This window comes from Aeromonas sp. FDAARGOS 1403, from assembly GCF_019047325.1.
In the GTDB taxonomy this organism is placed as follows: Bacteria; Pseudomonadota; Gammaproteobacteria; order Enterobacterales; family Aeromonadaceae; genus Aeromonas; species Aeromonas dhakensis.
Window position 1 is genome coordinate 4,561,966 of record NZ_CP077249.1, and the last position, 18,953, is coordinate 4,580,918.

General features: G+C 63.6%; 17 protein-coding genes. 15 read left to right on the plus strand and 2 right to left on the minus strand.

What is annotated here, in order from left to right; all coding sequences use genetic code 11:
- Positions 1–17: 17 nt before the first annotated feature.
- The gene (locus I6L33_RS20815; RefSeq protein WP_201970656.1) at positions 18–1,181 is read right to left on the minus strand and encodes an FAD-dependent monooxygenase; all 1,164 of its coding nucleotides are present in this window, start codon (positions 1,179–1,181) and stop codon (positions 18–20) included.
- A 267-nt stretch (positions 1,182–1,448) separates the two neighbouring features.
- Here I6L33_RS20815 and miaB point away from each other — a divergent pair, with 267 nt between their 5' ends.
- The 5 genes from miaB (at position 1,449) to lnt (ending at position 7,175) form a co-directional block, all read left to right on the plus strand.
- A complete protein-coding gene (gene miaB, locus I6L33_RS20820; protein WP_005298264.1) occupies positions 1,449–2,882 on the plus strand; it encodes a tRNA (N6-isopentenyl adenosine(37)-C2)-methylthiotransferase MiaB in 1,434 nt (477 codons plus the stop codon).
- A 55-nt stretch (positions 2,883–2,937) separates the two neighbouring features.
- The gene (locus tag I6L33_RS20825; protein WP_139725028.1) at positions 2,938–3,981 is read left to right on the plus strand and encodes a PhoH family protein; all 1,044 of its coding nucleotides are present in this window, start codon (positions 2,938–2,940) and stop codon (positions 3,979–3,981) included.
- Positions 3,978–4,442, plus strand: coding sequence for an rRNA maturation RNase YbeY (ybeY, locus tag I6L33_RS20830; RefSeq protein WP_005298260.1), 465 nt, complete (start codon positions 3,978–3,980; stop codon positions 4,440–4,442). Before I6L33_RS20825 ends, ybeY begins: the two co-directional genes overlap by 4 nt.
- A gap of 95 nt (positions 4,443–4,537) precedes the next feature.
- Positions 4,538–5,422: a CNNM family magnesium/cobalt transport protein CorC gene (gene corC / locus I6L33_RS20835; RefSeq protein WP_005298259.1), complete on the plus strand. Its 885-nt coding sequence runs from the start codon at positions 4,538–4,540 to the stop codon at positions 5,420–5,422.
- Between the two features lie 208 nt (positions 5,423–5,630).
- Positions 5,631–7,175 carry an apolipoprotein N-acyltransferase gene (gene lnt, locus I6L33_RS20840; protein WP_216973274.1) on the plus strand — a complete coding sequence of 515 codons (1,545 nt, stop codon included), beginning with the start codon at positions 5,631–5,633 and terminating at the stop codon, positions 7,173–7,175.
- Between the two features lie 87 nt (positions 7,176–7,262).
- Here the strand turns inward: lnt and I6L33_RS20845 are convergent, their stop codons facing one another.
- The gene (locus tag I6L33_RS20845; RefSeq protein WP_005298255.1) at positions 7,263–7,751 is read right to left on the minus strand and encodes a zinc ribbon-containing protein; all 489 of its coding nucleotides are present in this window, start codon (positions 7,749–7,751) and stop codon (positions 7,263–7,265) included.
- Between the two features lie 145 nt (positions 7,752–7,896).
- On the opposite strand from I6L33_RS20845, the gene leuS reads away from it, so the two are divergent.
- The 10 genes from leuS to I6L33_RS20895 all read left to right on the plus strand — a co-directional run bounded on the left by leuS (position 7,897) and on the right by I6L33_RS20895 (position 18,942).
- Positions 7,897–10,476, plus strand: coding sequence for a leucine--tRNA ligase (leuS, locus tag I6L33_RS20850; RefSeq protein WP_216973275.1), 2,580 nt, complete (start codon positions 7,897–7,899; stop codon positions 10,474–10,476).
- Between the two features lie 148 nt (positions 10,477–10,624).
- Entirely contained in the window at positions 10,625–11,107 is a 483-nt protein-coding gene (gene lptE / locus I6L33_RS20855; RefSeq protein ID WP_005298250.1) for an LPS assembly lipoprotein LptE, read from the plus strand.
- A gap of 27 nt (positions 11,108–11,134) precedes the next feature.
- Positions 11,135–12,166, plus strand: a complete 1,032-nt coding sequence (gene holA / locus I6L33_RS20860) for a DNA polymerase III subunit delta (RefSeq protein WP_216973276.1) — start codon at positions 11,135–11,137, stop codon at positions 12,164–12,166.
- A gap of 41 nt (positions 12,167–12,207) precedes the next feature.
- Positions 12,208–12,852, plus strand: coding sequence for a nicotinate-nucleotide adenylyltransferase (gene nadD, locus I6L33_RS20865; protein WP_216974152.1), 645 nt, complete (start codon positions 12,208–12,210; stop codon positions 12,850–12,852).
- Positions 12,853–13,036: 184 nt separating this feature from the next.
- Positions 13,037–13,378: a ribosome silencing factor gene (rsfS, locus tag I6L33_RS20870; RefSeq protein WP_005298244.1), complete on the plus strand. Its 342-nt coding sequence runs from the start codon at positions 13,037–13,039 to the stop codon at positions 13,376–13,378.
- 22 nt (positions 13,379–13,400) lie between these two features.
- Positions 13,401–13,868 carry a 23S rRNA (pseudouridine(1915)-N(3))-methyltransferase RlmH gene (gene rlmH, locus I6L33_RS20875; RefSeq protein ID WP_005298242.1) on the plus strand — a complete coding sequence of 156 codons (468 nt, stop codon included), beginning with the start codon at positions 13,401–13,403 and terminating at the stop codon, positions 13,866–13,868.
- Positions 13,869–14,024: 156 nt separating this feature from the next.
- A complete protein-coding gene (gene mrdA, locus I6L33_RS20880) occupies positions 14,025–15,941 on the plus strand; it encodes a penicillin-binding protein 2 (RefSeq protein ID WP_017765125.1) in 1,917 nt (638 codons plus the stop codon).
- Positions 15,934–17,037 (plus strand): rod shape-determining protein RodA, encoded by a 1,104-nt coding sequence (gene rodA, locus I6L33_RS20885; protein ID WP_005298235.1) that lies wholly within the window; start codon positions 15,934–15,936, stop codon positions 17,035–17,037. The genes mrdA and rodA overlap by 8 nt, the downstream gene beginning before the upstream one ends.
- A complete protein-coding gene (mltB, locus tag I6L33_RS20890) occupies positions 17,037–18,035 on the plus strand; it encodes a lytic murein transglycosylase B (RefSeq protein ID WP_042049677.1) in 999 nt (332 codons plus the stop codon). Before rodA ends, mltB begins: the two co-directional genes overlap by 1 nt.
- Positions 17,977–18,942 (plus strand): septal ring lytic transglycosylase RlpA family protein, encoded by a 966-nt coding sequence (locus I6L33_RS20895; RefSeq protein WP_095592191.1) that lies wholly within the window; start codon positions 17,977–17,979, stop codon positions 18,940–18,942. Before mltB ends, I6L33_RS20895 begins: the two co-directional genes overlap by 59 nt.
- The last annotated feature ends 11 nt before the right edge of the window (positions 18,943–18,953 follow it).

Here is an 18,953-nt window from a genome sequence, read left to right on the forward strand (position 1 = left end):
TGATGGCGCCACGCGCCTTAAACCAGCCCCAGCGCATAGCGTAGCGCCATCTCCTTGAGCGGGCCCGCCTTGTCCGCCAGATTGAGGGCCAGGTTGCGGGCCAGCTTGAGGGGGCCTATCTCGTTGCTGAAGACGCCGTAGAAGAGATCCATCCCCGACTGCATCAGCAGGTTGTCCGGGCGGCGCCGCCGTTCATAGCGGGTCGCCAGTTCGGGCTTGTGCCACTCGGCACCGGCACTGTGCAACAGATCCGCCCAGCAGGCCACGTCCTTGAAGCCGAGATTGACCCCCTGCCCCGCCAGCGGGTTGATGGTGTGGGCGGCATCGCCCAGCAGCACCACCCGGCCGGCGTGGTAGTCGTTGGCGTGGCGGCGCACCAGCGGGAAGCTCCCCTTGCCGGTCGCGGAAAAACCACCGAGGCGAGCCGGGAAGTGGCGGCGCACCTCGGCGGCCAGCCCCTCGTTGCTCATGGCCGCCAGCGTCCGGATCCGGGCCGGACTGTCATACCAGACCAGGGAGCCGTGCCGGCCCGGCAGCGGCAGGAAGGCGCGCGGACCGCTCGGGGTGAACTGTTGCCAGGTGATGTCTTCCTGCTCGAAGTCGGTGTCGATGTTGATCAGCATGCAGTGCTGGCGGTATTCAAAACGCGACACCCCGATGCCGGCCAGCTGGCGGGTGCGGGATTCGGCGCCATCGCACGCCAGCACCCAGCGGGCGGCTAGCTCGCTGCCATCATCCAGGGTCAGCACCGCCTCGTCCGCGCCCTGGCGCAGGCTGGTCACCGCTGCCGGGGTGTGGGTCTGGATGTTGGGGAAATCTTCCATGCGTCTGAGCAGCGCCAGCTGCACCAGCCGGTTCTCGATGATGTAGCCGAGCTGGGGCAGGCCGAGGTCGGCGGCGTTGAAGTGGGTGGCGAAGCCATCCAGCTCCCAGGTCTCCAACCGGCGATAGGGGCACAGCCGCATCTGTTGCAGGTGTTGCCAGGCACCGGCCTGCTCCAGCAGCGCCACCGAGGCCTGACTGATGGCGGAGACCCGCAGATCCAGCGGCTGCTCGGCGGCGTACTGCTCCGGCAACCGGGTCTCGATGACCCGGATGGAGAGGCCCTGCGCCGCCAGCAGACAGGCGGTGGCGGCGCCGACCATGCCGGCCCCGACAATGGCGATATCACACTGTTCCATAACTTGATTCCTGCAAGGGGTGGGCCCGGGCAAGGGGAGAGCGCAGCCGGACCGAATGGTCACATGATACCGCAAGGGGCGCCGAGAAACAGTGAAGGCCGTGGAGAATTAGTGCGCCAAATCAAGGAGAAAGCCGATGCCTGCCGAGGTGGCTACGGCTGCGTTCCGACCATGGCGGGCTGGATATTTGCTAGGCAGTCTCCGGATTGCGGAGTAAAATGCCCGGTCCTTTGACCATGCCGCATTCAAAACAAGTCAAGAGAAGCAATGAGCAAGAAACTTCACATTAAAACCTGGGGCTGCCAGATGAACGAGTACGACTCGTCCAAGATGGCCGACCTGTTGGATGCCAGCAATGGCTACACGCTGACCGAAGAGCCCGAAGAGGCAGACGTCTTGCTGCTCAACACCTGCTCCATCCGCGAAAAGGCGCAGGAGAAGGTGTTCCACCAGCTGGGACGCTGGAAAAAACTGAAAGCGAACAAGCCCGGTCTGGTGATCGGCGTGGGCGGCTGTGTCGCCTCCCAGGAGGGGGACAACATTCGCACCCGCGCCCCCTATGTGGACATCGTGTTCGGTCCGCAGACCCTGCATCGCCTGCCCACCATGATCAAGCAGGTCCAAGAGGGACGTGGCGCCCAGGTGGACGTCGCCTTTCCCGAAATCGAGAAGTTCGACAGCCTGCCCGAGCCGCGCGCCGAAGGGGCGACCGCCTTCGTCTCCATCATGGAAGGCTGCTCCAAATACTGCTCCTTCTGCGTGGTGCCCTACACCCGCGGCGAGGAGGTGAGCCGTCCGCTCGACGACGTGCTCTATGAAATTGCCCAGCTCGCCCAGCAGGGCGTGCGCGAAGTGAACCTGCTCGGCCAGAACGTCAACGCCTACCGGGGCCCGACCTTCGACGGCGGCATCTGCACCTTCGCCGAGCTGCTGCGACTGGTGGCAGCCATCGACGGCATCGACCGCATTCGCTACACCACCAGCCACCCCATCGAGTTCACCGACGACATCATCGAGGTCTACAAGGACACCCCGGAAGTGGTCAGCTTCCTGCACCTGCCGGTGCAGAGTGGCTCCGACCGCATCCTGACGATGATGAAGCGCCCGCACACCGTGCTGGAGTACAAGTCCAAGATCCGCCGCCTGCGCGCCGCCCGTCCCGACATCACCATCAGTTCCGACTTCATCGTCGGCTTCCCGAACGAGACGGACGAGGATTTCGAGGCCACCATGAAACTCATCGAGGATATCAACTTCGACATGAGCTTCAGCTTCATCTACAGCCCGCGCCCCGGTACTCCGGCCGCCGATCTGCCCGATGATGTCGACATGGAGGTGAAGAAAGCCCGCCTGAGCCGCCTGCAACACGTCATCAACAACCAGGCGATGCAGATTGGCCGCGCCATGCTGGGCTCCACCCAGCGCATCCTGGTGGAAGGGCCCTCCAAGCTCGACCCCATGCAGCTGTGCGGCCGCACCGAGAACAACCGGGTGGTCAACTTCGAAGGCCCGCACACCCTGATCGGCGGCTTTGCCGACGTGGAGATCACCGAGGTGCGCCCCAACTCCCTGCGCGGCAAATTCCTGCGCGGCGAGAACGAGATGAACCTGCGCATCGCCACCGCCCCGAGCGAAATCCTGGCCCGCCGCCCGGACAACGTACCGGACCAGCTGGGCGTGGCCGCCTTCACTCCCCACTAATCTGTTCACCCCATCCGGCCCCGGCCGGATGGGGTCGCGTCAAGACGAGGACACTTTGAGCCGACACATCTCGACCCTGAATCTGCATCTGGAACCCGCCGACAACCAGCGTCTCGCCAGTCTGTGCGGCCCGTTCGATGACAACATCAAACAGCTGGAGCGCCGCCTCGGCGTCGAGATCAGCTACCGCGACAACCACTTCCAGCTGCTGGGTAAACAGGCCCAGGTGGACGCGGCCGCCGTCATCATCAAGCACCTCTATGTGGAAACCCAGCCGCTCAAGGGCGGCAAGGTGACCGACATCACCCCCGACATGGTCCATCTGGCCATTCAGGAGTCGCGGGTGCTGGAGCAGGATGACGAGCCGGCGCCGAGCATCCCCTACGGCAAGGAGGTGACGGTCAAGACCAAACGTGGCCTCATCAAGCCGCGCAGCCCCAATCAGGCCCAGTACATCGCCAATATCGTGCGCCACGACATCTGCTTCGGCATAGGCCCTGCAGGAACAGGCAAGACCTATCTGGCGGTGGCGGCGGCGGTGGATGCGCTGGAGCGCCAGGAGATCCGTCGCATCCTGCTGACCCGGCCAGCGGTGGAAGCGGGCGAGAAGCTCGGCTTCCTGCCCGGCGATCTCTCCCAGAAGGTGGACCCTTACCTGCGCCCGCTCTACGACGCCCTGTTCGAGATGCTGGGCTTTGAGCGGGTGGAGAAGCTGATGGAGCGCAACATCATCGAGGTGGCGCCGCTCGCCTACATGCGCGGTCGAACCCTCAATGACGCCTTTATCATCCTGGACGAGGCCCAGAACACCACCACCGAGCAGATGAAGATGTTCCTGACCCGCATCGGCTTCAACTCCAAGGCGGTGGTCACCGGTGACATCACCCAGATAGACCTGCCCCGCAACCAGAAGTCGGGCCTGCGCCATGCGCTGGAAGTGCTGCAGAATGTCGATGGCCTGTCGTTCAACTTCTTCCAGTCCGCCGACGTGGTACGCCACCCAGTGGTGGCCCGCATCGTGCAGGCCTACGAGGCGTTCGATGCCAAACAGGCGGCCGACAAGGTCGCCACCCACACCAGTAAAGAGAGTGCCCAATGAGCGTGACCCTGGATCTGCAACTGGCCAGTGCCAGCACCGACGGCCTGCCGAGCGAGGCCCAGCTGCAGGGCTGGCTCGACGGCACCATTCTCGGCTTCCAGCAGGAGGCCGAAGTGACGGTACGCATCGTCGACGAGGCGGAGAGCAACGAGCTCAACCTCACCTATCGCGGCAAGGACAAGCCCACCAACGTGCTCTCCTTCCCGTTCGAGGCACCACCCGGTCTGGAGCTGCCGCTGCTGGGCGATCTGGTGATCTGCCGCCAGGTGGTGGAGCACGAAGCCATCGAGCAGGGCAAGCCGCTGATGGCCCACTGGGCCCATATGGTTGTGCACGGCAGTCTCCATCTGCTAGGTTATGACCATATCGAGGATGACGAGGCCGAAGAGATGGAAGCGCTCGAGCGCGACATCATGCAGGAGCTCGGTTTCGCCGATCCTTATCTGAACGACGAAGAGTAAACCGCGGGATGGTCATCGCCTTGAAACAGCCGATGGTCATCCTCATATAGCCACAACGATTTCAAGTGTGTTCATACGAGTAACCAAGAGAGAAAATGACCGACGATCACCCTAGTACCGGCTCGCCGAAGAAAACCTGGCTCGACAAACTCAGCCAACTCTTCCAGGGCGAGCCAAAAGACCGCAACGATTTGGTGGAAGTGATAGCCGACGCCGAAGAGCGCGATCTCATCGATCAGGACACCAAGGACATGATCGAGGGGGTGCTCGAAATTGCCGAGCTGCGCGTGCGCGACATCATGATCCCCCGCTCCCAGATGGTGACCATCGAGAAATCCCAGCCGGTGGACGAGATCCTGCCGGTGATCATCGAGTCGGGCCACTCCCGCTTCCCGGTGATCAACGAGGACAAGGATCACGTGGAGGGCATCTTGCTCGCCAAGGATCTGCTGCCGTTCGGGTTCGGCGGCCACCACGCCAGCGAGCCGCTGCAACTGGAGAATATCCTGCGCCCCACGGTGATCGTGCCCGAGAGCAAGCGGGTCGACCGGCTGCTCAAGGAGTTTCGCGAAGAGCGCTACCACATGGCCATCGTGGTGGACGAGTTCGGCGGCGTCTCCGGTCTGGTGACCATCGAGGACATCCTTGAGCTCATCGTCGGCGAGATTGACGACGAATTCGACGACATCGAAGACGAGCCGGACGAGATCCGCCGCATCAGCAAACGGGTCTTCTCGGTGAGCGCCCTCACCGAGATCGAGGATTTCAACGACTTCTTCGGCACCCAGTTCAGCGATGAAGAGGTGGATACCGTCGGCGGTCTGGTGATGCACGCCTTCAGCCACCTGCCCAAGAAGGGCGAGGAGATCGAGCTGGACGGCTACCTGTTCAAGGTGATGCATGCCGACAAGCGTCGTCTGCAGCAGTTGCAGGTGAAGATCCCCGACAACCATGTCGCGGCACAGTCCGAGGCCCAATAAGCCCTGGTCCGAGTCAACAGCGCCCCGCCCGTCGGGGCGCTGTTCGTTTGACCACGTGCCCCCTGTTTCCCACCGGCTACCGGGCCCGTCATCACCCTTTTATCCCCTCGCTTCGGGCCGTCGGCCGGGAGGCTCGCCGTTGACCGCCTTTACGGGTTAAGATACCGGCCATTCAACCCATAGCAGTCCAATCCGAGCCTCATCGCCCGTGAAATTACAGCCCGCAAAATCGAAACTTCTGACCAGCCTGTTTGCCATGGCCTCTGGCGCCATCGCCGTGCTGGCCTTCTCCCCCTTCAACTACTGGCCGCTGGTGATCCCGTCCCTGCTCGGCCTCTACGCCCTGCTGGACAAGGCCACCCCCAAGCAGGCGGCCTGGCGCGGCTTTGGCTACGCCATGGGGCTGTTTTTGCCGGGACTGTGGTGGATCCACGTCAGCATGACCATGTTCGGCGGCATCGCCTTGCCGGTCGCCTTCGTGCTGCTGGCCGGGCTGTCGGCCTATCTGGCGCTCTATCCGACCCTGGCCTGCTGGCTGTTTGCCCATTTCTTCCGCGAACGTCACTGGAGCCGCTGGCTGCTCGCCTTCCCGGCGCTCTGGCTGATGGCCGACTGGCTGCGTGGCTGGGTGATGACCGGCTTCCCCTGGCTCTGGTTTGGCTACAGCCAGATCGACGGGCCGCTCAAGGGCTTTGCCCCCATCCTCGGCGTACAGGGCATCACCCTCGCGCTGTTGCTGACCGCCTCCGCCCTCTGGCTGCTCTGGCAGAGCCGCAAACCGGCCTGGCTGCTGGTGCCGGTGGCCCTGGTGGGCGCCGCCCAGGGGCTGATGCAGCTCAATTGGGTGACCCGAGGTGAACCGGTCAAGGTGGCGCTGGTGCAGGGCAACATCGAGCAGTCCCTCAAGTGGGATCCGGAGGCCCTGGTGCCGACGGTGCGCAAGTATCAGGATCTGAGCCGCGAGAATCAGGATGCCGACATCATCGTCTGGCCGGAATCCGCCATCCCGGCCATCGAGAAGGAGATGGGCAACTACCTGGAGAGCCTGGACAAGGCGATGAAGGTGAACGATACCGGCCTGCTGGCGGGGATCATCCATTACGACCTCGAGCAGCAGCGCTTCTTCAATACCGTGCTCGGAATGGGGGTGCAGGATGCGGAAGGCAAGGAGTCCTACTACTACCAGCACAAGAACCGCTACTACAAATATCACCTGCTGCCCATCGGCGAGTTCGTGCCGTTTGAAGATCTGCTGCGCCCCATCGCTCCCTTCTTCAACTTGCCCATGTCCTCCTTCAGCCGCGGGGACGAGGTACAGCCGAACCTGATCGCCAAGGGACTCAAGTTTGCCGCCGCCATCTGCTACGAGATCATCTTCCCGGACGAGGTGCGCCGCAACGTGCAGCCGGACACCGACTTCCTGCTGACCGTCTCCAACGACGCCTGGTTCGGCACCAGTATCGGCCCCTGGCAGCACATGGAGATCGCCCGCATGCGCGCCCTCGAGCTGGCCCGCCCGCTGCTGCGCGACACCAACACCGGCATCACCATAGTCACCGAGATCGACGGCAGCATCATCGCCCAGATCCCGCAGTTCGAGGCTGGCGTGCTGCGCACCGAGGTACGTCCCGCCCACGGCGAGACCCCCTATCTGCGCTTTGGCAGCTGGCCCATGTACGGCATCGCCGCCGCCCTGCTGGCACTGGCCCTGTGGCTGCGTCCCCGCGCCCACCCCTGGGCGCGCAAGGACTGACCCAGTCGTACAACTCGATAAATGAGAGAGGCGCCCTTGGGCGCCTCTTTTTATGGCTTGGCTTATGGCTTGACACCATCTGGCTGCTCAGGGAGAGAGCGGCTCACGGTGATATTCATCGGCCCCGCACTCGGGGCAGGTGCCAAGCTGTTCCGGGTGCAGCACGGTATGGCGCCACTCGCAGTGATCGCACACCAAGACCCCGAGCCCCACCCAATCGCCGGCCCGGTAGACCCCCTTGTGCTCCAGCTCGTCCGCCAGCTCCTGCCACTCCACCTGGGTGCGGTCGGTCACGTCCGCCAGCCAGGACCAGGCGGTATCTTTGAGCGCCAGCATAAAGGCGGACTCCTCCACCTGCTCATCCTTGCGCCCCTCGTCATAGTTGCCCAGATCCCGCTTCACATACTCGGCGATCAGCGCCAGCTCGTCCTGGGTCAGATCCCCGGCCGCCTCCAGATAGGCCTGTACCTTGGCGATCATCCGGTTGAGGCGCTCCCCCTGGAACTGTTCTGTCTCTTGCCACTGCTTTTGCAGTTCGGCAATGAAGGCTTCGTACCCTTTTTGACGTTTGTCCATGGCCGTTACTCCTCTACTGAACCCTGATCGAGCCCGGCTTAAGGCCCGAGGGACGCTGGCGGTTGTTGCCGCCGCAGGATATGGGTATTCTATTGCGATTTCCCAGCTGATTTATCTATCCATTTCACAGATCCGGATGTCACCAATGCAAGAGCAATACGTTCCCCAATCCATAGAACCAGCAGTGCAAAAGCACTGGGATGCCAAGAAAACCTTCAAGGCGGTGGAGAAAGTAGACAAGGAAAAGTTCTACTGCCTCTCCATGTTCCCCTATCCGTCTGGTCGTCTACACATGGGGCACGTTCGCAACTACACCATAGGTGATGTGATCTCCCGTTATCAACGCCTCAATGGCAAGAACGTGCTGCAACCCATCGGTTGGGACGCCTTCGGCCTGCCGGCGGAAAACGCCGCCATCAAGAACAACACGGCACCGGCGCCCTGGACCTACGAAAACATCGAATACATGAAGAACCAGCTGAAGATGCTGGGTCTGGGTTATGACTGGGATCGCGAGCTGGCCACCTGCAAGCCGGACTACTACCGCTGGGAGCAGTGGTTCTTCACCAAGCTCTACGAGAAGGGTCTGGTCTACAAGAAGACCTCTTCCGTCAACTGGTGCCCGAACGACATGACGGTGCTGGCCAACGAGCAGGTTGTCGACAACTGCTGCTGGCGCTGCGATACCCCGGTGGAGCAGAAAGAGATCCCCCAGTGGTTCATCAAGATCACCGACTACGCCGAAGAGCTGCTCAACGACATCGACAACCTCGAAGGCTGGCCTGAGATGGTCAAGACCATGCAGCGCAACTGGATTGGCCGCTCCGAAGGGGTCAACATCAGCTTCGCCATCGACGGTCAGGCCGAGCATCTGGAGGTCTACACCACCCGTCCGGACACCTTCATGGGCGTGACCTATGTAGGCATCGCCGCCGGTCACCCGCTGGCGCTGCAGGCCGCCGAAAGCAATCCGGAGCTGGCCGCCTTTATCGAAGAGTGCAAGAACACCAAGGTGGCCGAAGCCGAGCTCGCCACCATGGAGAAAAAGGGCATGGCCACCGGCCTCTACGCCATTCACCCGCTGGATGGCCGCAAGGTGCCGGTCTGGGTCGCCAACTTCGTGCTGATGAACTACGGCACCGGCGCCGTGATGGCAGTACCGGGTCACGACCTGCGTGACCACGAATTCGCCACCAAGTACGGCCTCGAGATCAAGCCGGTCATCAAGCAGGCCGACGGTGAAGCGCCGAACGTGATCGAAGCCGCCTACGCCGAAAAGGGCGTGCTGTTCAACTCCGGCGAGTTCGACGGCCTCGACTTCCAGGCAGCTTTCGATGCCATCGCCAACAAGCTGGAAGCCCTCGGCCACGGCAAGCGCACCGTCAACTACCGTCTGCGCGACTGGGGTGTCTCCCGTCAGCGCTACTGGGGCGCCCCCATCCCCATGCTGACCCTGGCTGACGGCACAGTAGTGCCGACGCCGGAAGACCAGCTGCCGGTGCTGCTGCCGGAAGACGTGGTGATGGATGGCATCCAGAGCCCGATCAAGGCCGATGCCGAGTGGGCCAAGACCACCTACAACGGCCAGGAAGCGTTCCGGGAAACTGACACTTTTGACACCTTTATGGAGTCCTCCTGGTACTACGCGCGCTACTGCTCCCCGGACTACGACAAGGGCATGCTGGATCCGGCTGCTGCCAACCACTGGCTGCCGGTGGATCAGTACATCGGCGGCATCGAGCACGCCTGTATGCACCTGCTCTACGCCCGCTTCTTCCACAAGCTGCTGCGTGATGCGGGCCTGGTGAACAGCGACGAGCCGTTCAAGCGCCTGCTCTGCCAGGGCATGGTGCTGGCTGACGCCTTCTACTACAAGGACGAGAAGGGCGGTAACGTCTGGGTCAGCCCGCTCGACGTCAAGGTTGAGCGCGACGACAAGGGTCGCATCACCAAGGCGGTCGACCTCGAAGGCCGTGAAGTGATGCACTCCGGCATGACCAAGATGTCCAAGTCCAAGAACAACGGCATCGACCCGCAGCTGATGGTGGAGCGTTACGGCGCCGATACCGTCCGTCTGTTCATGATGTTCGCCTCCCCGGCCGAGATGACCCTGGAGTGGTCCGACTCCGGCGTAGAAGGTGCCCAGCGCTTCCTGCGCCGCCTGTGGCGCATCACCTTCGAGCACGTCTCCGGTGGCGCCGTTGCCGCGCTGGATCTGGCCGCCCTCACCAGCGACCAGAAAGCCGTGCGCCGCGAGCTGCACAAGACCATCGCCAAGGTGAGCGACGACGTGGGTCGCCGTCAGACCTTCAACACCGCCATCGCCGCCATCATGGAGCTGATGAACAACCTGGCCAAGCTGGGCAGCGACGCTCAGGATCGCGCCCTGATGCAGGAAGCGCTGGAAGCTGTGGTGGTCATGCTCTACCCCATCACCCCACACATCGGCTTCGAGCTGTGGAAGATGCTGGGCAAGGGCGACGACATCGATCACGCGGCCTGGCCGGTGGCCGACGAGGCCGCCATGGTCGAGACCGAGAAGCTGGTAGTGGTGCAGATCAACGGCAAGATGCGCGGCAAGTTGACCGTGCCGGCCGAGATCAGCCAGGCCGACGTCGAGAAGCTGGCCATGGCCGATGCCTCGGTCCAGAAGTTCACCGACGGTCTGACCGTGCGCAAGGTGATCTACGTGCCGGGCAAGCTGCTCAACATCGTAGCCAACTGATGCCATATCGCTTACTGGCAACCGGGTACCGGTTCGGGTCGACGCAACTGCGTCGCCAACGGAGCGGTTGCCAAGCGGTCACAGCAAACGGATGATAACGGCGGGCCCTGCGCCCGCCGCTCTTCACTTCATGCAAAGAGGATTTTCTATGGGCACCACCCTCACCCGCTGGATGGCCATCCTGCTGACCGGTCTGCTGCTGCAGGCCTGCGGCTTCCAGATGCGCGGCACCGCCATCCCGCCCGAGTTGATGACCATGAAGGTGGTCGGTGACAACAAGAGCGACTTCTACCGGCTGGTCACCACCCGCCTCAAAGCCGCTGGCGTCGAACTCGCCGACAAGGAAGGCATTCCGGTGCTGACCCTGTCCGGCGTCGGCAGCACCAGTCAGGTCGCCTCCGTCGACTCCATCGGCCAGGCCCGTGAGTACGTGCTGGGCTACAACACCCAGTTCACCGTCTCCATGCCGGGCAAACCGACCCAGGTCTTCCCCATCGCCTTCAACCGCAGCTTCCTGAACAAGCCGGACGCGGCGCTCGCCTCCTCCCGCGAGCAGGAGCAGCTCGGCAAGGAGATGCAGGAGCAGGCCGCCAACCTGGTGATCCGCCAGCTCAGTCAGGTCAAATTCTGATGCGCCCATCCTGATGAGAGTGTGTTGATGAGAGTCTATCCCGAGCAGTTTGCGGATCATCTCAAGGCAGGGCTCAAGCCCTGCTATCTCATTTTTGGGGACGAGCCCCTGCTCAAGCTCGAGGCCATCGACGCCGTGCGCCAGGTGGCGCGCAAACAGGGCTTCGATGAGCGCCACAGCTTCGTGGTGGAACAGGGGCTGGACTGGAGTCAGGTCTACGATGCCTGCCAGGCCATGAGCCTGTTCTCGGCCCGCCAGATCATCGAGCTGGAGCTGCCGGCCAAGGTCGACAAGGATCTGGCCGCGCGCATCAGCGAGATCGGCAAGCAGCTCCACCCCGACCTGCTGCTGGTACTTAGCGGCAATCGTCTCAACCAGACCCAGATGAAGGCAGCCTGGTTCGACAAGCTGAGCCAGAGCGGCACCTATGTGCCGGTCAACCACCCCGAGCCCCGCTTCTTCCCGCGCTGGATGAGCGCCCGCTTCCAGCGCTTCGGCCTCAAGGCGCTGCCGGATGCGGTCAATTTCATGTGCCACTCCTACGAGGGCAACCTGCTGGCCGCCAGCCAGGAGATCGAGAAGCTGACCCTGCTCTCGCCGCCCCAGCCCATCAGCGTCGCCTATCTGCAGGAGACCATCATCCGCCACGCCCACTTCACCCCGTTCCAGCTCATCGACACCCTGCTGGAAGGGAAGGTGAACCGGGCCCAGCGCATCCTGCTGGCCCTGCGCGCCGAAGGCACCGAGCCCGGCATGCTGGCCTGGACCCTGTGCCGCGAGCTGGAGCAGCTCACCGAGCTGGCGCTGGCGGCCCGCGCCGGTCAGCCGCTGGTGGAGCACTTCTCCCGATTGCGCATCTGGCAGAGCCGCCAGCAGCTTATTCAGCAGGCGCTGACCCGGCTCCCCTTCGCCAAGCTGCAGCAGTTGTGGCAGCTGATGGCCCGCCTCGACGACGCCCAGCGTCGCTTCGATACCGAGCAGGCCTGGCTGATGCTGCAGACCATCGCCCTCGGTTTTCGCGATGGCACCCCCTTGCCGCTGGCGGGATCTGACGCATGAGCCAGCCCGTCGACATCCCGGCCATCCCCGGAGGGGAGCCCATGCTGCAGCCGCCCATCGGCATCCTGGGGGGGACCTTCGATCCCATCCACATCGGCCATCTGCGCCCGGCCATCGAGGCCCGCGACGCCATTGGTCTGGCCGAAGTGCACCTGTTGCCGAACCATATCCCGCCCCACCGCGCCAGCCCCTTCTGCTCGAGCGAGCAGCGTCTGGCCATGGTTGCCCTGGCGGCGGCGGAAAACCCGGGCTTCGTGGTGGATGAGCGGGAGCTCAAGCGCGATACCCCCTCCTGGACCATCGACACGCTGATCGAGCTGAGGAGCGAGCTGCCGGACACCCCGCTCTGCTTTCTGATGGGGATGGACTCCCTGCTGAGCCTGCCAAGCTGGCATCGCTGGCAGGAGCTGCTCGATTACGCCCACCTGGTGGTGAGCACCCGTCCCGGCTGGCAGCCGGATTACCCGGCCGACGTGGTCGCGCTGCTGGCCCGCCACCAGACCTGCGAAGTGGCGGAGCTGCACCAGCTGCGCCACGGCCGCATCTGGCTGGCGGACAACCTGCCCGTCGAGCTGTCGGCCACCCGGCTCAGAGAGCGCTTGGCGGCGGGGGTGGATCCCCGCTATCTGCTGCCGCCATCGGTGGCGGAGTACATCCGCCAGCAGGGGCTCTATCGACCGGCCTGAACCCGGTTTGCCGAGGTGGTTGTCCGACGCGGATCGCGCACTATAGTGATCAACAGGGGGCCGTTTTCCGAACGGGCACGGCCCCTGTTCCACTCCCCTTCACCGGACTGGGAAACGGGAGTGACCATGATATAATCCGCCGCCCTCACGCCGTGAAAGCGCGCCGGAATACAGGAGAGACTCATTGCAAGGCCAAGAACTGCATGCCTTTATCGTCGACAAGATCGATGACATGAAAGGCCGCGACATCATCACCCTCGATGTGCGCGGCAAATCCAGCATCACCGACACCATGATCATCTGCTCCGGCAACTCCAGCCGTCACGTCAGCGCCATCGCCCACCATCTGGCCAGCGAAGCTCGCCATGCCGGGCTCGATCTGCTGAGCGTGGAAGGCCAGCTCACCGGCGAGTGGGTGCTGGTGGATCTGGGCTCCGTCATCGTCCACGTGATGCAGGATGAGCATCGCGATTTCTATCAGCTGGAAAAACTCTGGAGCAACACCGCTCAGGTGAATGCGCAATAAACGAGCACAAGTGTAACGACCGATGAAAATCCAGTTGATTGCGGTGGGCACCAAGATGCCCGCCTGGGTAGAGCATGGCTTCGAAGAGTATCGCCGCCGTTTCCCCAAAGACATGCCATTCGAACTTGTCGAGATCGGCGCCGGAAAACGTGGTAAAAATGCCGACATTCCCCGCATTCTGCAAAAAGAGGGGGAAGCCATGCTGGCTGCCGCCGGCCGCTCGCGCATCGTGACCCTGGACATCCCCGGCAAACCCTGGACTACCGAGCAGCTGGCCGTGCAACTGGAAGCCTGGAAGCTCGATGGCCGCGACGTGGCCCTGCTGGTGGGTGGCCCGGAAGGGCTCTCCCCCGAGTGCAAGGCTGCCGCCGAGCAGAGCTGGTCGCTGTCGCCGCTGACTCTGCCCCATCCGCTGGTGCGGGTGCTGGTGGCCGAGAGCCTCTATCGTGCCTGGAGCATCACAACCAATCATCCGTATCACAGAGAGTGAACCATGCGCTATTCCAGCATCACCCTCACATACCCGTATCACAGAGAGTGAGCCATGCACTATCCAAGGATTCCTCTCTCAAACCCGAATCACAGAGCGTGAGCATGCACATCTGCACCCCGTTTCTCACCTGCTCGACAGTCATAAGGTAGCGGCATGCTGAAGACTCGCATCGAAATGCGCGACCACAGCGCCGAGGGTCGCCTCTTCTTCCGACGAACCCTAGTCGCCTACGTTGGCATGATAGTGCTGATGCTGGTGCTGCTGGGCAATCTCTACTACCTGCAAGTAGAGTCTTACGACACCTACCAGACCCGTTCCAACGACAACCGTATCCGCGTCGTGCCGGTGGCGCCGCCGCGCGGCCTCATCTATGACACCAACGGCGTGCTGCTGGCGGAAAACCGCCCGGTCTACAGCCTCGAGATCGTGCCGGAAGAGACCAAGGATCTGGAGAAGACCGCCGACGAGCTGATCGCCCTGCTGAAGCTGCCGGAGGGGACCAAGGAGAAGTTCCTGGCGGAGGTCAAACGCCAGCGCCGCTTCAAGCCGGTCGCCCTGTACGAGAAGCTGACCGAGTATCAGGTCGCCCTCTTCTCGGTCAACCAGCACAACTACCCGGGTGCCAGCATCGAGGCCTACCTCAAGCGCTACTACCCGTTTGGCGACACCCTGACCCATGCGCTGGGTTACGTGGCCAAGATCAACACCCGCGACGTGGAGCGCCTCGACAAGGAGGACAAGCTCGCCAACTATGCCGCCACCAAGGATATCGGCAAGCAGGGGGTGGAGAAGTACTACGAGGACCAGCTGCACGGCGTGGCAGGCTACCAGGAGGTCGAGGTAAACAACCGCGGCCGGGTGGTGCGCACCCTCAAGTTCCAGCCGCCCGAGCCTGGCAAGGACATCTACCTCAACATCGACATCCGCCTGCAGCTCAAGGCCCAGCAACTGCTGGCCGGCCGCCGCGGCGCCATCGTGATGATGGATCCCAATACCGGTGCCCTCCTGGCCATGGAGTCGAGCCCGAGCTATGACCCCAACCTGTTCGTGACCGGCATCTCCAGCGCCAACTACTCGGCGCTGCTCAACGATCCGGCCCGGCCGCTGGTGAACCGCACCACCCAGGGCATCTATGCCCCCGCCTCCACCGTCAAGCCCATGATGGCGGTGATGGGGCTCAACGAGGGGGCCATCACCCCCAACTACCGCTACTTCGGCGGCCCCAGCTTCTCCATCCCCGGCACCACCAAGAAGTTTCGCGACTGGCGCCGCTGGGGCCACGGCTGGCTCGACGTCTATCGCGCCATCGAGGTGTCGGCTGATACCTACTTCTACGATCTCGCCTACCGGGTCGGCATCGACAAGATCAACAGCTACATGACCAGGTTCGGCTTCGGTCAGTACAGCGGTGTCGACATCTACGAAGAGACCAAGGGGGTCATGCCGTCCCGCGACTGGAAGATGGCCCGCTGGCGCCAGCCCTGGTATCAGGGTGACACCATCTCCATCGGTATCGGCCAGGGCTACTGGAGCGCCACCCCGATCCAGCTGGCCAAGGCCATCAGCATCCTGACCCAGAACGGCCACGACGTGACGCCGCACCTGCTCAAGAGCACCGCCTCCATCGATGGCGTGGTCAACGCCCCCATCAACCCGAACATGGCCATCCAAACCAAGAGCGACAGCTACTGGCAGGTGGCCAAGGACGGCATGTGGCGGGTCATCAACGGCCACGAAGGGACCGGTCGACGCGCCTTTGCCAACACCCCCTACAAGGCGGCGGGCAAGTCCGGCACCGCCCAGGTGGTGGGCCTCAAGGAGAACCAGGTCTACAACGCGGCCACCACCAAGGTGGAGCATCGCGACAACGCCCTGTTCGTCTCGTTTGCCCCGTTCGAAGCACCCAAGGCGGTAGTCGCCCTGGTGCTGGAGAACGCCGGGGGCGGCAGCGCCATGGCGGCGCCGGTCGCCCGCAACATGCTGGATGCCTATCTGCTGCCGCCGGAGCCCCAGCTGCCGCCGGCACCGGCCAAGAAGCCCCAATCCGAAGAGGTTGCCTCTCATGAGTAACTCCGCTCGCCAGCAGAGCATCTGGTACAAGCTGCATATCGACTTGCCGCTGCTGCTCGGCCTGCTGACCCTGATGTCCCTCTCCATGGTGGTGCTCTACTCCGCCTCCGGTCAGGACGTCGACTCCATCGTGCGCCAGCTGGTGCGCGGCGGACTGGCGTTCGCCCTGATGATCGGCATGGCCCAGCTGCCACCTTCTCTCTATGCCCGCTGGTCGGTGCCCCTGTTTGCGGTGGTGGTGCTGCTGCTCATCGCGGTGGACGTGTTCGGCCACATCGGCAAGGGGGCCCAGCGCTGGCTGGACCTCGGCTTCATGAAGTTCCAGCCCTCCGAGGTGATGAAGCTCTCCATGCCCATCATGGTGGCCGCCTGGCTCAGTCGTCATTCGCTGCCGCCCAAGTTCAGCCACCTGGTGCTGAGCCTCATCATGGTGCTGCTGCCCACCCTGCTGATCGCGGCCCAGCCCGACCTTGGCACCTCCATCCTGGTAGCCGCCTCCGGCTTCTTCGTGATCTTTCTGGCGGGGATCAGCTGGTGGCTCATCGGCCTCGCGGTGCTGCTCATCTGCGCCTTCATGCCGGTGCTCTGGTTCTTCCTGATGCACGACTACCAGCGCCAGCGGGTGCTGATGCTGCTGGACCCGGAGAAGGACCCGCTCGGCCGTGGCTACCACATCATCCAGTCCAAGATCGCCATCGGCTCCGGCGGCGTATTCGGCAAGGGCTGGCTGCAGGGCACCCAGTCCCAGCTGGAATTTTTACCCGAGCGGCATACCGACTTTATCTTCGCGGTGTTCAGCGAGGAGTTCGGCCTGGTGGGAGTCGCCCTCCTGCTGGTGATCTACCTCTACATCATCAGCCGCTGTCTGTTTATCTCCATGCAGGCCCAGAACAGCTTCGAACGCCTGCTGGGCGGAGCTCTGACGCTGACCTTCTTCGTCTACGTGTTCGTCAACATGGGGATGGTGAGCGGCATCCTTCCGGTGGTAGGGGTCCCCCTGCCGCTGGTGAGCTACGGCGGCACCTCCATGGTGACCCTGATGGCCGGCTTCGGCATCCTGATGTCTATCCAGACCCACAGAAGGTTGCTGGCCTGATGCGACTGGCCGGTGTGTTGCTCTCGCTCGTTGCCCTGAACGCAACGGCGGCCGTCGAGCCCCCCGGGCTCGCCCGGCTCGCCGAGCAGCAGCAGGTGCCGCTGGCCGAGTTGCAGGCCGCCACCGCCCAGGCCAGCCTGCGCCAGGAGGTGCTCGACACCATCAGCCGCCCCTGGGAGGCCAAACCCTGGCATCGCTACCGGCCGCTGTTCATCACCCCGGAGCGGATCCGGGACGGGGTCGGCTTCTGGCAACGCCACGCCGCCACCCTGGCGCGGGCCGAGCAGACCTATCAGGTGCCGGCCTCCCTCATCGTCGCCATCATCGGCATCGAGACCTTCTACGGCCGCCAGATGGGCCGCCATCCGGTGCTCGACAGCCTCTACACCCTGGGCTTTCACTACCCCGAGCGGGCCGACTTCTTCGCCAAGGAGTTTGCCCAGCTGGTGCTGCTTGCCCGGGAAGAGAAGTGGCCACTCACCCTTCTCAAGGGCTCCTATGCCGGCGCAATGGGGATGGGTCAGTTCATGCCCTCCAGCTATCGCCACTATGCGGTCGACTTCGACGGCGACGGCAAGCGCGATCTGTTCGCCAACCCGGTGGATGCCATCGGCAGCGTCGCCAACTATTTTGCCGAGCATCAGTGGCGCTGGGGGGAGTCGGCGGTCGAACCCGCCTTGATCGGACTGGCGCCAGTGGGTACCCTGCTGAGGCCGGCCCCCGAGCTGACCCAGACCTGGGCCGAGCTGGCCGCCGCGGGCATTGAACTCGCCACCCCGCTGGCACCCGACACGCCGGTGAAACTGCTGGCATTGGAACAGGCCGATGGACCGGAATACTGGGTCGCGCGCCACAATTTTTACGTGATCACCCGCTATAACCGCAGCCCGCTCTATGCGATGGCGGTGCATCAACTCAGTCAAGCAATCCAGGACGCGTATGCATTACAGCCACAAACTTCTCCCGCTCAGCCTGACCTTGTTGCTGGCCGCCTGTAGCAGCCAGCCGGAACAGCTTCCCCCGCCTCCCGAACCGGTCCAGCCGGAAAAACCCCAGGTCATCGAGATCCCGCAGGCCACCGGCGCCATCCCGCGTCCCGAGCCCCTGAGCGCCAGCGGCAACCGTGACTACTGGATTGGCAAGCAGAAGAACGAGGTGTGGCGCGACATCAAGCATTACAGCGAAGAGGGGACCGCCAGCTGGCTCTCCCAGGATCTGGACGGCCAGAAGACCGCCAACGGCGACGTGCAGGACAGCAAGCTGTTCAGCGCCGCCCACCGCAACCTGCCGCTGCCAAGCTATGTGCGGGTCACCAACCTGGACAACGGGCAGGAGACCATAGTGCGGGTCAACGATCGCGGCCCCTTCGGCAGCGATCGGCTGATCGACCTCTCCCATGCCGCCGCCACGCAGCTGGGGATGGTGGAAGGGGGTGAGGCGCGGGTACGGCTCGAGCTCATCAACGACACTCCGGATCAGATGGTGCTCATGGCCCCCATGAAGCCCATCGAGATGACGCCGACCACACCGGCCGCCGCGGCCCCCGTCGCTCAGGACGGCTTCGTCGACCAGCCCACCGAGCTGGCCATGGCCACGCCGGCCGCCGCCGAACAGGCCCCCGTCAAGGCGCCGGTCACCAAACCCGCCAAACCGGCAGCGGCCAAGACGGCGGCGCCCGCCAGCAGCGGCGAGGGCAAGATGATCCAGGTGCTGGCCAGCGGCTCGCAGGCACGGGCGGAGGCGATGGGCAAGGTGATGACCCAGCGTCACGGCCTGCCCTATCGGGTGGACGCCCATGGTGCCATCTTCCGGGTGCTGATCGGCCCCGTGCCTGCCGACCAGCAGGCCGCCACCCTGGAGAAAGTGCGCCAGGGGGGGCTGGAGCAAGCCTTCATCGTCCCCTGAGCGTCTCAGGT

Excerpts from the sequence above, each read along its gene's own strand:
- I6L33_RS20845 (WP_005298255.1), bottom strand. The coding sequence starts at position 7,751 with ATGGACAAACGTCAAAAAGGGTACGAAGCCTTCATTGCCGAACTGCAA.
- I6L33_RS20815 (WP_201970656.1), bottom strand. The coding sequence starts at position 1,181 with ATGGAACAGTGTGATATCGCCATTGTCGGGGCCGGCATGGTCGGCGCC.
- mltB (WP_042049677.1), top strand. The coding sequence starts at position 17,037 with ATGCGACTGGCCGGTGTGTTGCTCTCGCTCGTTGCCCTGAACGCAACG.
- leuS (WP_216973275.1), top strand. The coding sequence starts at position 7,897 with ATGCAAGAGCAATACGTTCCCCAATCCATAGAACCAGCAGTGCAAAAG.
- rlmH (WP_005298242.1), top strand. The coding sequence starts at position 13,401 with ATGAAAATCCAGTTGATTGCGGTGGGCACCAAGATGCCCGCCTGGGTA.
- corC (WP_005298259.1), top strand. The coding sequence starts at position 4,538 with ATGACCGACGATCACCCTAGTACCGGCTCGCCGAAGAAAACCTGGCTC.
- lptE (WP_005298250.1), top strand. The coding sequence starts at position 10,625 with ATGGGCACCACCCTCACCCGCTGGATGGCCATCCTGCTGACCGGTCTG.
- I6L33_RS20895 (WP_095592191.1), top strand. The coding sequence starts at position 17,977 with ATGCATTACAGCCACAAACTTCTCCCGCTCAGCCTGACCTTGTTGCTG.
- mrdA (WP_017765125.1), top strand. The coding sequence starts at position 14,025 with ATGCTGAAGACTCGCATCGAAATGCGCGACCACAGCGCCGAGGGTCGC.
- holA (WP_216973276.1), top strand. The coding sequence starts at position 11,135 with ATGAGAGTCTATCCCGAGCAGTTTGCGGATCATCTCAAGGCAGGGCTC.
- nadD (WP_216974152.1), top strand. The coding sequence starts at position 12,208 with ATGCTGCAGCCGCCCATCGGCATCCTGGGGGGGACCTTCGATCCCATC.
- rodA (WP_005298235.1), top strand. The coding sequence starts at position 15,934 with ATGAGTAACTCCGCTCGCCAGCAGAGCATCTGGTACAAGCTGCATATC.
- ybeY (WP_005298260.1), top strand. The coding sequence starts at position 3,978 with ATGAGCGTGACCCTGGATCTGCAACTGGCCAGTGCCAGCACCGACGGC.
- miaB (WP_005298264.1), top strand. The coding sequence starts at position 1,449 with ATGAGCAAGAAACTTCACATTAAAACCTGGGGCTGCCAGATGAACGAG.